Annotated in this window: 13 protein-coding genes; all 13 read right to left on the reverse strand. The window is 62.7% G+C overall.

The window, feature by feature from the left end; genetic code table 11:
* Window positions 1-39: 39 nt before the first annotated feature.
* The gene (locus tag B5F94_RS09710; RefSeq protein WP_087329763.1) at window positions 40-1887 is read right to left on the reverse strand and encodes a glycoside hydrolase family 13 protein; all 1848 of its coding nucleotides are present in this window, start codon (window positions 1885-1887) and stop codon (window positions 40-42) included.
* Window positions 1888-1901: 14 nt separating this feature from the next.
* On the reverse strand, window positions 1902-4079 hold the full coding sequence (locus B5F94_RS09715) for a penicillin-binding transpeptidase domain-containing protein (RefSeq protein WP_087329765.1): 2178 nt from the start codon (window positions 4077-4079) through the stop codon (window positions 1902-1904).
* Between the two features lie 22 nt (window positions 4080-4101).
* Window positions 4102-5571: a DUF6056 family protein gene (locus B5F94_RS09720; RefSeq protein ID WP_087329767.1), complete on the reverse strand. Its 1470-nt coding sequence runs from the start codon at window positions 5569-5571 to the stop codon at window positions 4102-4104.
* 17 nt (window positions 5572-5588) lie between these two features.
* Window positions 5589-6101, reverse strand: a complete 513-nt coding sequence (gene mreD / locus B5F94_RS09725) for a rod shape-determining protein MreD (RefSeq protein WP_087329769.1) — start codon at window positions 6099-6101, stop codon at window positions 5589-5591.
* 23 nt (window positions 6102-6124) lie between these two features.
* Entirely contained in the window at window positions 6125-6967 is an 843-nt protein-coding gene (gene mreC / locus B5F94_RS09730; protein ID WP_087329772.1) for a rod shape-determining protein MreC, read from the reverse strand.
* 18 nt (window positions 6968-6985) lie between these two features.
* Window positions 6986-7576 (reverse strand): Maf family protein, encoded by a 591-nt coding sequence (locus B5F94_RS09735; RefSeq protein WP_087267431.1) that lies wholly within the window; start codon window positions 7574-7576, stop codon window positions 6986-6988.
* 20 nt (window positions 7577-7596) lie between these two features.
* Window positions 7597-8046, reverse strand: a complete 450-nt coding sequence (dut, locus tag B5F94_RS09740; RefSeq protein ID WP_087329773.1) for a dUTP diphosphatase — start codon at window positions 8044-8046, stop codon at window positions 7597-7599.
* A 6-nt stretch (window positions 8047-8052) separates the two neighbouring features.
* Complete coding sequence (locus tag B5F94_RS09745) at window positions 8053-10137, reverse strand: U32 family peptidase (RefSeq protein WP_087329775.1); 2085 nt, start codon at window positions 10135-10137, stop codon at window positions 8053-8055.
* Window positions 10138-10181: 44 nt separating this feature from the next.
* Window positions 10182-10496, reverse strand: coding sequence for a cell division protein ZapA (locus B5F94_RS09750; RefSeq protein WP_087188397.1), 315 nt, complete (start codon window positions 10494-10496; stop codon window positions 10182-10184).
* Between the two features lie 142 nt (window positions 10497-10638).
* The gene (locus B5F94_RS09755) at window positions 10639-11463 is read right to left on the reverse strand and encodes a helix-turn-helix domain-containing protein (RefSeq protein WP_087329778.1); all 825 of its coding nucleotides are present in this window, start codon (window positions 11461-11463) and stop codon (window positions 10639-10641) included.
* A gap of 105 nt (window positions 11464-11568) precedes the next feature.
* The gene (locus B5F94_RS09760) at window positions 11569-12342 is read right to left on the reverse strand and encodes a stalk domain-containing protein (RefSeq protein WP_087329780.1); all 774 of its coding nucleotides are present in this window, start codon (window positions 12340-12342) and stop codon (window positions 11569-11571) included.
* Window positions 12343-12596: 254 nt separating this feature from the next.
* Window positions 12597-12824 (reverse strand): DUF6199 family natural product biosynthesis protein, encoded by a 228-nt coding sequence (locus B5F94_RS09765; protein ID WP_087188394.1) that lies wholly within the window; start codon window positions 12822-12824, stop codon window positions 12597-12599.
* 15 nt (window positions 12825-12839) lie between these two features.
* The coding region (locus B5F94_RS16455; RefSeq protein WP_204247479.1) for a hypothetical protein at window positions 12840-13098 on the reverse strand (259 nt) is incomplete at its 5' end.

Raw genomic sequence — 13098 nt, forward strand, 5'->3', positions numbered from 1 at the left:
AACGGGCCTGCTGCAAGCGCAGCAGGCCCGTTTTTGATTTTATCGGTTCCCCGGCCGGTAGGGGGTGAGCAGCCAGCCGGTCATGGGAGGCAGCGCCACCTGCCCGGCAGGCAGCTCCATGCCGGTCATCCAGTCTTTGGCGGCCCAGGGCAGAGTGATGAGCTCGGGAGCTTTGCCGATGTTGACGGCGGTGAGCACCGGTTGGCCCTCCCCCTCCCGCAGGAAGGAGAGCAGCTTGCCCTCCGCCTTCCACCAGCGGATGCTTCCCCGCCGCAGGGCGGGCAGTTCCCTCCGGGCTTTGCCCAGGCTGGCGTACCAGCGGCGGAGCACGTCGTCCGCCATCTCCCAGCGGTAGGTCCGGCGGTTGAAGGGGTCCTCAAAGCCCTCAATACCCGCCTCGTCCCCGTAATAGATCATGGGGGAGCCGGGGAAGGAGAAGAGCACCAGGGCCCCCAGCATCAGCTTGGACCGGCCCAGCAGATATTGCTCCGGGGTAAGGAAGTAGGAGGAGCGCCAGTCCTTGTCGTGGTCCTGGCCGTCCCCGCCGTAACCCAGCAGGGTGAGGATGCGGGGGGTGTCATGGGTGCCCAGAAAGTTCATGGCGGAGTGGAAGGCAAAGGGGGGATAGTTCTCCCGGATGGCCTCCATGGTGTTCTTGAAATGGACGGCGTCGCCCCCCATCAGATAGCCCAGCAGGCTGTTGCGGAAGGGGTAGTTCATCAGGCCGTCACAGTGGCCCCCCAGAATGTGCTTGCGGCGGACGCCGTAGGCAATCTTGGTGGAGCCGTCCTCCCACACCTCGCCGATGACCACCGCCTCAGGGTTGGTTTCCCGGACGGCCTGGTGGATGCCGTGGACAAAGTCGTCGGGCAGCTCGTCAGCCACATCCAGACGCCATGCGTCCGCCCCCGCCCGCAGCCAGCGGCGGACGATGCTGTTTTCATCCCCGAAGATATAGTCCCGGTAGGAGGGCTCCCCCTCGTTGACGGCGGGCAGGGAGTAGATCCCCCACCAGGAGTCATATTTATCCGGCCAATGGGAGAAATTGTACCACTTGTAGTAGGGACTGTCCTGGGACTGGCAGGCTCCGTTTTCCGGATAGGAGCCGTCCCCATTGAAGTAGCGGCTCACATAACCCTGGTGGTTGAACACACCGTCCAGCATGATCTTCATGCCCAGCTTGTGGGCGGCGTCGCACAGGGCCTTGAAGTCCTCCTCGGTGCCCAGCATGGGGTCGATCTTCTCATAGTCGCCGGTGCCGTAGCGGTGGTTTTCCGGCGCTTCAAAGATGGGGCAGAAGTAGATGGTCTCCACCCCCAGGTCGTGGAGGTAGGGCAGCTTTTCCATAACGCCCTTCAGATCGCCTCCGAAGAAGTCCCGGTTGCGCACCTCGCCGTTCTGGTCGGGCCGGTACTCCGGCTCCTCCCGCCAGCTGGTGTGGACGGTGCGGCCCCCGGGCATCCCGGTGGGATCGGGCACTCTGGTGCGGCGGAACCGGTCGGGGAAGATCTGATAGGTGACCCCCTCCCCGAACCAGCCGGGCACCTGGTCGGTGCCGTCGTACACTGTCAGCTGATAGGGGCCCAGCTCCTCCTGGCGGCCGTCCAGCCCTTCCAGGCGGAAGGAGTACCAGATCAGCCCCACATGGTCCCCGGTGTCCAGGATGACCTTGAGCACGTCCCGGTCCCCATCAATGCCGTCCCAGGCCATGGGCAGCTCCAGCCGCCGCTCCTGAGAGGACTCAAAGTAGGCGATGAGCACCGCCTGGGAGAAGCCCTCCGTCCGGAGTGGGCGCAGGGTGAGGGATACCTGAGTGCCCGAGGGCACCGCGCCATAGGGCTGTTTATACCGGCTGTCCCGGCTGTCAAAGGTCATTGCATCCAGCAAAGAAAAGACTCCCTTCAGCGGATCAAGGTATTTTCTGTCCCAATGGATTCCATGGTATGCTCGCTGCCGAAGTAATAGTTCACGATCTCACCGGCGGCGCTGGCCAGGTTGGCACCGGAGGCGCCGCCCTCCACCACCATGGAGATGACGATCTCCGGATCGTCATAGGGGGCGAAGAGGACAAACACGGCGTTGGCGTTTTCATCGGCGGACACCTGGGCGGAACCGGTCTTGGCGCCCACTTCCACCGCCAGATTGCTCAGGTACTGGTCCACGGTGCTCTCCTCGTCGTTGGCCACCTCCCACATACCCTTCTTCACCGCCTCCACATAGGCGGGGTCCAGGTCCAGGGTTTCCACAGGCTGAGCCTCATACTCATACACCGTCTCGGAGAAGTCGCTGGATTTCACCGTCTTGAGCAGGTGGGTCTGGTAGCGGTTGCCGCCGTTGACCAGGGTGGCAATGTAGTTGGACAGCTGAAGCATGGTGATCTTGGTGTTGTCCTGACCGATGGCGGCGGACAGCAGGTTGCCGCCGTACCACTCCTGGCCCAGCATAGCGCTGGTTTCCGGGCCGGCTACATAGCCTTCCGCCTCGCTCAGTTCCAGGCCGGTTTTCTGGCCCAGGCCGAACATGGCGGCGTACTCGTCGATCTTATCAATGCCCAGCCGGTGGCCCAGGGTGTAGAAATAGATGTTGCAGGAGTCCCGCAGGGCGTCGGCCATATTTTCCCAGCCGTGGGTGCCCCGGTATTGACGGTAGATCCAGCACTGGGGATGGTAGTCGCCGTAGGGATAGTGCTCCTCCTCGGGCAGCTGGAGCGCACCGGTATCCTGGATTTCCTCGGTGGGGGTCACCAGCCCCTCCTCCAGGGCGGCAATGGCCACCAGAGGTTTGAAGGTGGAACCGGGATAGTAGATCTCGCTGGTGGCCCGGTTGACAAAGGGGTTGCGGGGATCGTCGGACACCGCTTTATAGGCCTCGGTGCTGCTGTATACGGTGGACAGGTCGTAGGTGGGGTAGGAGGCCATGGCCAGAATGCCGCCGTCGTTGACGCTCTGCACGATGATGGCGCCCTTCTCCTTGGTGTCGGCCAGACTCTCGATGGTGTTGGCCAGCACCTCCTCCACCTTCTCCTGGAGCCGCAGGTCCAGGGTGGTCATGACATGGTTGCCCGGCTCGGGTTCCATAGCCTCGCCGGTCTCATCGTCCACCATCCAGCTCTCGCTGACCACCTTGCCGCTGGTGTTCATCTCCTGGATCAGGGTGCCCGACTTGCCCCGGAGGTAGTCCTCAAAGGCGGCCTCCATGCCGTCGATACCCACTTTATCATTCATATTATAGCCCTTGGCCTTGTAGGTCTCCCAGTTTGCGCTCTGAATGGAGCCCACCCGGCCCAGAAGATGGGCGGCGCTGGTGGTGTTGTACTGCCGGACAGTGGTGGCGGAGATATTCACGCCGGTCAGATTCCGTTCCTTCACGGCGGAGATCACGTCGATATCCACATCCTGGGCGAAGATATACTCGGTCTGCTTCACATTCTGGCTGCGGAGATTGAGCTCGTACAGCACGCCGATGAGGGCACGGGCGTCGGCGTCGGAGAGAGACTCGTCAATGAGAAAGTACTGCCGCAGGCCGTCGATGACCTCTTCCGCCGTGGGGCCCTCTCCCAGGTCAGCCACGCTGGAGGCGGCGGCCAGGTCCTCGCTGCGCCAGCGGTTGGGAAGAATATCAGTGCCCAGGGGCAGGGCGTCCAGCAGGGCGCCCAGGTAGCTGAATTTGACCTTCCCCTCGCTGTTGGTGTACACCAGGGCGTTTTCGTCGGTGTAGGTGAAGGGGGCGTCCTTGGAGATGGGCAGGGTATCGGTCCATTCCAGATCATTTTCCCGGCAGATGGTGATCAGCTCCATCAAATTGGCGTTGCGCTCCGCCTCCGCCCCCATGAGGGAGGAGTTGAGGGTGATCTCATAGGTGGCACGGTTGCCCACCAGAGAGCGGCCGTACCGGTCCAGGAGTTCTCCCCGGGCGGCCTCCACGGTCACCGTGTTGGCGATCTTCACCGTGGAAGCGGACCGGTATTCGTCGCCCTTGACGATTTGCAGATGATAAAGAACCATGACAAAGCCAATCAACAGCAATGCCAGAAGGATGGAAATGATGAGGGTACGGATGTTGAATTGCTTGCCTTCCACGAGTTCAGGTCTCCTTCCGGGGTCAGGGGCGAATGCGAACGGTCGTTTTGTGGTAGAAGTTGGCTACCGCCCGGTTGACCCAGATGGCGGGGTCCTCCTTCAGATCGCCGTTGAAGAGCAGCTCATCCAGGTTGGCCGGTACATCCAGGGGCTCCAGTACCACATCGGTGACGGTGGGGTCCTCCAGCAGAGGCAGACGGTCCACCTGCTGCTGCCAGTAGTATTCCGCCGATCCGCCGGCCAGGGCGGCGGCGGTCCGGCCGGCGGTGCTCATGTCGTAGTAGTGGTAGTAAACAGTGGTGAAAGCCAGCAGGGCCAGCAGCACCGGCACGGCCACCCAGGCCCGGCGCAGCACCTTCTCCCCGCCGGACAGCCGGGGCAGGACCGCCCGGCGAATCCAGCCCAGCCAGTACCACAGGTTGACGGCAATCAGCCAGAAGAAGGAATAAAACACAATGCTCCGCAGCCGCTCCGGTCCTGCCTCACCCAGGGCATAGAAGTGGGGGGCGTTCTGGGCGGCGAAGAGGAGAAAGGTAAAGACCGAAAAGACCACAGGCAGGGGGAAGGTGAACTTCACCTTGCTTGTGAGGGCCCACAGCAGGGGGATCATCAGCAGGAATACCAGCAGAATGGGCCAGCTGAACCACTCCAGCACATCGGCCCATGCCTGTTCAATGGAGCGGCACACCGCGTCCACCACCCCGATGGGGGGCGCCACGGTGGCCTGCCGGACCTGGTTGCCGGGGGCGACCACGCTGATCAGGAAGCCAGCCACCAGCACCGCCGTGGGGATCAGGGCGGGAAGGAACTTTTTCCGGTCCTTCCACAGAAACCACAGCAGGAACAGTCCGCACAGCAGGGTGCCCAGCAGCGCGGAGACATAGTTGCTTCCGCCCACCATCAGGGCGGCCAGTACGCCGGGAATCACCGCCCACAGGGTCTGCCGACGGGTGAAGGCCAGCTTGAGGGCCACCAGCCGCTCAATCAGCAGCAAAAAGATGCCGTAGGTAAAGGTGTAATATACCGCGCCGTTCCACCAGTAGAAGGTGTCCTTGGGGGACTCTACAAACTGGATGGACAGCAGCAGAATGGGAACGGCCAGGAAAATGACCTGCCGCCAGGTGCCCCCCAGCGCCCGGCATACCAGGGTGTGAGCCAGCTTAAAGGTGCCGATACACAGGGAGGCCAGCATAACCACCGGGGTGAGCCAGTAGAGGAAGGGAGAGAAGGTGAGGGGCGTGAGGGTCATCATGCCAACGGCAGAGAAGGTGCCCTGCCACCCCTTGTAGGAGTTTAAAATATACTTCCAGCTGCCCACCAGAGGAAATTCTCCCTTGAGCAAAGACTCATGAGACAAAAGGGCGTAGCTGTAGTCGTCGGCAGAGGGCCAGTCGTACCGGCCCAGCAGCAGAATGGGGATCAGGCTGATCACCAGCAGAGCCAGCAGCAGCCAGGGCCCGTATTTTTTCCAGGCCGAATGGATACCTTGCATCGTTATTCTCTCTTTTCCTATAGAACGGTTTTCTTGGGGACCCGGTGAAACACCCACAGGAAGAGAGCGTATACCGGAAATACAAATACCATGGACCAGGCGATCTCCCGCCCGGCCAGGGACAGCATGGTGGGCAGAGCGGCGGTGCCGGCCAGCAGCCGGGAGAGGATGCGCACAGCGTCGATACACACCAGAGCCAGCAGGGAGCACAGCAGACAGCCCAGCAGGTTCTGCCGCAGCACATACTGGGCCAGCGCCCCGGCGCCGAAGCCCAGCAGACACAGGCCCAGAGTCATGGCGCCGTCGGGGTTGAAATAGACCGCGTCGCACAGAATGCCCACGCCCAGGCCAAACCCGGCACCGGCTACGGTGCCCTCCAGTACCGCCACTGCGATGGCGGCCAGAGGCAGCAGCATGGGGGCCACCCCAAACAGGGGAAAGCGGTTGAGGATATAGACCTCACAAAACCACACCGGCAGCAGGGCAAGGGCATATACGCCCCACTTAATGAAAAAATCCTGTCTGGTCACAGGGTACGTTCCTCCTTCAGGGTCTACTCCACAATGGTAAAGTCCTTGATGACAAAGACCTGCTGGAGGTTGCCCAGGTCAGTCTCGGGGACGATGACGGCATAGTCGGTCATACCGGAGGCGTCGGTGCGTACCTCCTCCACATGGCCGGCCACCAGCCCGGAGGGATAGACGCCGCCCCGGCCCGAGGTAATCACCAGGTCGCCCGACATGAGCTGGCTGTTCTCCGGCAGGTAGGTCAGCTTCAGCTTGCCCTCGCCCATGAGGGCCAGGTCGCCCTCCAGAATGGCGGCGCCGCCGGTACGGACCAGCTGACCGCCCATCTCGGTGTTGGCGTCAATGAGGGTGCGGACGGTACACCAGTTCTCGCCCACCTCGGCCACGATACCCACCAGATTCCAGTATTCGTCCACCACGCAGTCATCCACTTCGATCCCCTGAGCAGAACCTTTACTCAGGGTGAGGGTGGACTCCCAGTTGGAGGTGGAGCGGGCGGTGACCATGGCGGCCTCCTTGGTGAACTCCTTGCCCTTGGGGGTGAGCTCCAGCAGGTTGTACAGCCGCTCGTTCTCCTGGATGGCGGCCTCCGCCTCCCGGATCTTGGCCTGCAGTTCGGCGTTCTCCTTCTTCAGATCCGCCAGCTCGGTCTTCATCTGCTCCAGCTCAAAGGCGTCGGAGTAGCGCTCCTCCGCCCAGTTGGTGACGGCGCTGATGCCGTTGCGGACCGGGGTGGTGATGAAATTGACAAAGTTGGCCACCGGGTTGGCCTTGCCTCCCAGCAGCATGGAGACTACCGTCGTCACCAGTGCCAGCAGGATGGCGGCGATCAATATCAAAAGTCCGTTGCGCCGGAAAAAGTCCTTCACGCCTGCATCCAGCCTTTCTTACCGTGCTGCGGCCAGGGCCATACAGTCCATGCCCAGCTGTCCCAGGATCTGACCCAGACGGCACACCGGCAGACCCATCACATTATAATAGTCGCCGCTGATGCCCTCAATGAACAGGGCCCCGTAGCCCTGGATGCCGTAGGCCCCCGCCTTGTCCATGGGCTCGCCGGTGGCGATATAGGCCTCGATCTCCTCAGCGGTCAGGGAGCGGAAGGTGACGGCGGTTTCCTCCCACTGGCTGAACACCTGCTCTCCCCGCAGTACGGTGAGGCCGGTGTATACCTGGTGCCGGTTGCCCGACAGCAGGGAGAGCATCCGGAAGGCCTCCTCTTTGTCGGCAGGCTTGCCCAGCACTACCCCGTCCAGGGCCACTACCGTGTCGGCGGCAATGACCACCGTATTGGGGTCGGCCTGGGCGGCCACCGCCTGGGCCTTTTCCAGGGAGATCTGCCGCACCAGCTCCGCCGGAGGCAGGTCCCGGTCCATGTGCTCGTCAATGTCGGGGGTGACGATGCGGAAATCCCGCACCCCCATCTGCTCCAGCAGCGCCCGTCTCCGGGGGCTTTTGGAGGCCAGAATGATATCCATGCGATTTTCGTTCCTTTCCATTATTGCCCGGTGGAGCCAAAGCCACCTGTCCCCCGGCCGGTGGCGTCCAGCTCGGCCGTCAGCTCCAGCTGGGGCAGTACCACCGGGGTCACCACCAGCTGGGCGATCCGGTCGCCGGGGTGGATGGTGTAGGGCTCCTCAGACAGATTGGTGAGCCCCACCATGATCTCACCCCGATAGTCGCTGTCAATGACACCCACCCCGTTGGACAGGGAGATGCCGTGCTTGATGCCCAGCCCCGAGCGGGCGAACACCAGAGCCACATACTCCGGCCCCGGCAGGGCGATGGCAATGCCGGTGGGGATCTTCACCAGCTGCCGGGGTGCGATGATGATATCTTCCTCGATGCAGGCAGACAGGTCCATACCGGCGGAGCCGGCGGTGGCCCGGCTGGGCCAGGGCAGGTCCCGGCCGATTCTGGGGGACACCGCTTTGATTCTCAGCTTCATCTATGGTTACTCCACATCTCGATAATAAAGACCACGGGTATACTCGTTGGGGCTCCAGCTGCCCTGCTCCAGATAGCGCCGGGTCACCTGGACGCACTCGTCAGGGGTTTCGGTGGTAAACAGCAGCCGCTGGGCCCACAGGCCGATGCGGCGGTAGTCGGCGGCCTTGTCCGCCAGGAAGAGCTTCTGGGAGTTGAGCAGCTCGTTGCGGCAGCCGGGGGCCTTCACCACCGGGAACTTGGCGCCCTTCCGGTCGGTCAGAATGTTGGTGCCCTGGCAGCCCTGTTTGCAGCCGCCGGTGCGGTTTTGAATGATGCAGTTTTCCATGATCATCAGGGGCAGCCGGCCGTAGGTGATGAGCTCCGTGTCCAGGCTCTTGGAAATATCCCGGATCTGGGGGAACTTCAGCTCAAAGGACAGGGTGAGGGAGGAGAAGCCCAGACGTTTATATTCTTTCACAGCCTGGGCGTTATAGACCTCCAGACCGAAATCGCCCCGCAGGGTGAAGCCCAGTTCCTTAGCGACCTGGATCATGCCCAGGTTGCCCACCAGGGCGTCGGTAACCCCCAGGTCCTTCACCTTCTTCAGATTCTCCACCATCTGGGGGAACTCCCGGTCCCAGGCAATGCGGGGCAGGATTACCCCGATAGAGGTGCCCGCCGGGGCGCTGGCTTTCTCCGGATGGGCGGCCAGTTCCTCCAGGGGGATATACACCATGGCGGGTCCCAGGTCCAGCAGCTCCTGGGTGACCTGATCCGCGGAGCGCACCGAAATGGTGAGAGCGGGGGCCTCCCGCCGGTTCTCATACCGGGCGCCGGGGTGGTATTCGCCGGTGCGGCGCTGGGGCAGCTGTTCCCGCTGCTTTGTGAGACCGTCCAGGGCATCCCGCCGCAGGGCATTGAGGGTGGACAGGGGGAGGGACAGGCCGTCCTCCACCAGCACCCGCATCCGCTCCGCCCGATAGGGGGTGCCGCCGGTGCGGGCAAGCTGCTTCTCCACCGCGTCGGCCGTCAGGGGACGGGTGCGGGCTTCTTCGGGCACCGGACCCTCCACCGTGGATACCCGGCCCTCGGGGTCCTTCACGCCCACATGGGCGGGCTCGCCGGGGCGGAGCATGGCGTAGAAGGTGACGGGCACCCGCTGGGCCTCGCCGCTCTGGTAGGTGTTGCGGGCGGCGGCGAAGAGCTCCTTGGGCTCGCGGGTCTCCTCCCGTACGCCAAACATATGGCTCCCCTGCTGGTCCAGGTAGTAGCCCTGGGTGAAGCCCTGACGGGAGAAGGCTGCCTGAAGCTGCTCCATCTCCTGGGGGGTAGGTTCCCGGTCCTCATGGATGGCCCGGGAGAAGATGCCGGTGACCACCGCCACATATTCGGGCCGCTTCATCCGGCCCTCCAGCTTGACGCATTTTACCCCCATCTTCCGCAGCTGGCGCAGGTAGCCCGCCAGGGACAGGTCCTTCAGGGACAGGGGGTAGGAGTCCGCCCTACCCTCCCAGCCGTATTTCAGTCGGCAGGGCTGGGCGCACAGGCCCCGGTTGCCGGAACGGCCCCCAATGACGGAGGAGAGGAAGCACTGGCCCGAGTAGCACATACACAGAGCGCCGTGGGCAAATACCTCGATCTCAATGGGGGAGCGCTGGCAGATATATTCGATTTGGTCCCGGGACAGCTCCCGGGAGAGCACTGCACGGGTCATGCCCAGATCGGCCACCATCTTCACGCCGTCCAGATTGTGGACGGTCATCTGGGTGGAGGCGTGGATGGGCAGATCGGGAGCCACCTGGCGCACCATCCGCAGTACGCCCATGTCCTGCACCAGCACCGCGTCGGCTCCCAGGGTGCTGGCCTCCACGGCAAAGTCGGCGGCCTGAGGCAGCTCCCGGTCGGTGAGCAGGGTGTTGAGGGTCAGATACACCTTGGTTCCCCGCACATGGCAATAAGAAACCGCCGCCGCAAATTCCTCCCGGGAGAAATTCTTCGCGTTGCGGCGGGCATTAAAATCTCCGTATCCCAAATAGACGGCGTCCGCGCCGTTCTGTACAGCCGCCGCCACGGCCTCCATGGACCCGGCGGGGGCGAGCAGTTCCAACATACGATCCCTCCCGGAGCAGGGGGGCAGAACGCCCCCCCGTTTCCTTACTTCTTATTCTGCAGCTTGAAGATCTCCCGTTTCGCCTCAGAGAGCTCCATCTTCAGCTTGGTGGCTTCCTCCAGATATTCCTTCAGCTGGCGGCGCAGATTCTCTGCCGCCTCCACCTCTTTAAAATATTCGTCGGCAATGTTCACCGCCGCCAGGACGGCACCGTCCACCAGAGAGACGCGGGCGCCCTCCATGACCTCCCGCACCTTTTCGTCCACGTGGGCTGCCACCTTCTCGGTATAGCCGGCGTCCTCGGTGCCCACCAGGGTGTACTCCTGCCCGGCGATGGTAACGGCGACGCGGTTTTTCATGCAAACCCCTCCTGACCATAATAATTTACAGTATTATATCACATCCAGTCCCGGAAGAAAAACAAATTCTTCGTGAATTTTCGAGGGCGCGCAAAAGGCCCGTAGGCGGAATGATTCATTCCGTCTACGGGCTTTCTGGGTCTTACCCCTTGAACTGCACCGCCGAGATCTGGATGTCCACTGTACCGCCCGCGCCGCTGGCGGGGGAGATGTCCACGCCGAAGCGTGGCTGGTTATCCCCGCCGCTCTCCAGCGCCTCAAAGGTACGGGTGACGGTGGCTCCGGCGGGGATCTGAGTTTCCAGCATATCCCGCCCGTTTTCTTGCAGGTAACCGGCCTGGAACAGCAGGGGCTGGGTACCGTTGTTGGTGACGGTGACGCTGAGATAGCGGCCATTGGCGCCTATGAAGGAGATATCTCGTTCAAAATCGCTGCCCGAGCGGTATTCGGTATCCTCCAGCACATGGATGCCCATTTCCTGCTCCGCAGGCTCCACCTCGCCGAAGGGGCCTACCTGCTCCCCCGCCCGGTCCAGCGGCAGCTTGTCCCAATCCTGCTCCATTCCGCCCACCACGATGACCGAGCCGCTCTGTTTGCTCTTGCTGCTGTTCATCAGGCCGCTGGCCCAAATCCCCAGGGCCAGGATCCCCACGGCCACCAGCCCCAACACCACCGGCAGAAGGTGCCGCCGGCCTTTGTGGGCCTGTACCGGCTCCGGCTCTTCCGTCAATGCCGCCGGTTCCGGAATCTCTTCCGGGACCTCCGCTCCTCCCACACCGTATACCAGCTCATCCAGCGACACCTGGTACAGCTTGCCCATCTGGATCAGGTTATCCAGGGTGGGCATCCCCGTTCCGGTTTCCCACCGGGAGATAGCCTGCCGGGATACGTTCAGCCGCTCCGCCGCCTCGGCTTGGGAAAGCCCCCTGGCCTTCCGGGCCTGGGCCAGTCTTTCTGTCAAATCCATGTTTTTTCACCTCAACAGCGCAGCGTATGCAGGAGTTAGTACCTCTCATTCTACTGTTCTTTTCCCTATTCCGCAACCCGCCTGAATCTGGTAAGATTCGGGGCGTTACCCGTTGAACTGTACCGCGGAAATCTGAATATCCACCGTTCCGCCCCCGCCGCTGCCGGTGGAGATGTCCACGCCGAAGCGGGGCTGAATGGCTGCACTGCTCTCCAGCGCCTCAAAGGTGCGGGTGACGGTGGCCCCGGCGGGGATCTGGGTGGCGAGCATATCCCGCCCGGTGGCATACAGGTGCCCGGCCTGGAACAGCAGGGGCTGGGTGCCGTTGTTGGTTACGGTGATGCTGACATAGCGGCCATTGGCGCCCACAAAGGGGATGTCCCGGCTAAAATCGCTGCCCGAGCGGAACAGAGTCTCCTCCAGCAGCATGATGCCGCCTTTCCGGGCGTCGGGCTGGACCTCGGCAAAGGGCCCTGCGGTCTTTCCCGCCTGATGCAGCGGAAGGGAATCCCATGCAGACGCCCCGGTACCCGGTTCCACCGTAATGCCGCCCCCATCCCCCCGGCCCAGCACGACGGTCGTTTCGGCCCCGTCCCAGGTGATGGGTACGTCCAGCAGGTTGGCGATGGTCCGCAAGGGCAGGTAGGTGGTGCCGCCGCCCGCCTCGTCGGTGTAGACGATGCTGGAGGGAACGGACTGCCCGTTCTCTGTGTTCACGCTGTCGCCTGCCGCGAAGATGGCCTTACCATTCAGCTGGAGTCCCACGGGGCTGAACTGTACCAGGCCGGAGGCGGCCAGGGCGGTGGTGACGCAGCCCATGGTCAGGACCGTGGCCAGGATGCCGCTTAAAAACGGAATGACAGGACGTTTCTTGTTCATATAATACCCTCCTAACTTTTTGCGTTGATGTTCCTTCCCGCGGCGCAGGCTCCATCGCCTCCACCGCGCCAACATCGTAGTGCACGGGCCGTTATTTGTAAACCATTTTCCCGTTGCAGCGGGGGCAACGGAGCGTTGCTCCCACATTTTGCGCGGGTTTTCAAGGGAAAACAGATTGTCTGCTGAGGAAATGCAAATAAAAATCCCATGAGCGGAATCCATGGATTCCGCTCATGGGATCGAATAGATTGAGGTCAGAAGCGCAAGACCCGGCACAGCCGCAGGACCATGATCAGGTCAAACAGCAGAAAGAGAGCGCCGGAAATACGAGTGGAAATAAGAAAGAGGTGGGTAGGTTCCGCCGACTTGATCCAGGGACTGCGGCTGATCCGCCAGAGCTCCCACATTGCGCCCGGACAGATCAGGCTGACCAGACCGGCCAGCGCGAGGACGATTACAACCAGCCATTCAAACACGCCCATCCTAGATTACCTCCCTCATAACCGGGCCCCGCAGTGGGGGCAAATACCTTCCGCGCCCACGTCCCGCTCCCGCAGCCGCCCGCCGCAGCGGGGGCAGCGGCAGAAGCGCCAGGCGATGAGTACCATCAGCAGGATCACCACGCCCAGCAGGAGGAACACCGCCCAGAGGGGCAGCAGATCCTTCAGGAACAGGACCAACAGCCCAGCCGCGGCCAGAATCCGCAGGCAGGTCCAGCCCACCCGGCAGAGGGGGGCTTTTTGTCCGGGGGAGGGC

Origin of the sequence: Flavonifractor sp. An4, from assembly GCF_002161755.1 — a bacterium.
Lineage (GTDB): Bacteria > Bacillota > Clostridia > Oscillospirales > Oscillospiraceae > Flavonifractor > Flavonifractor avicola.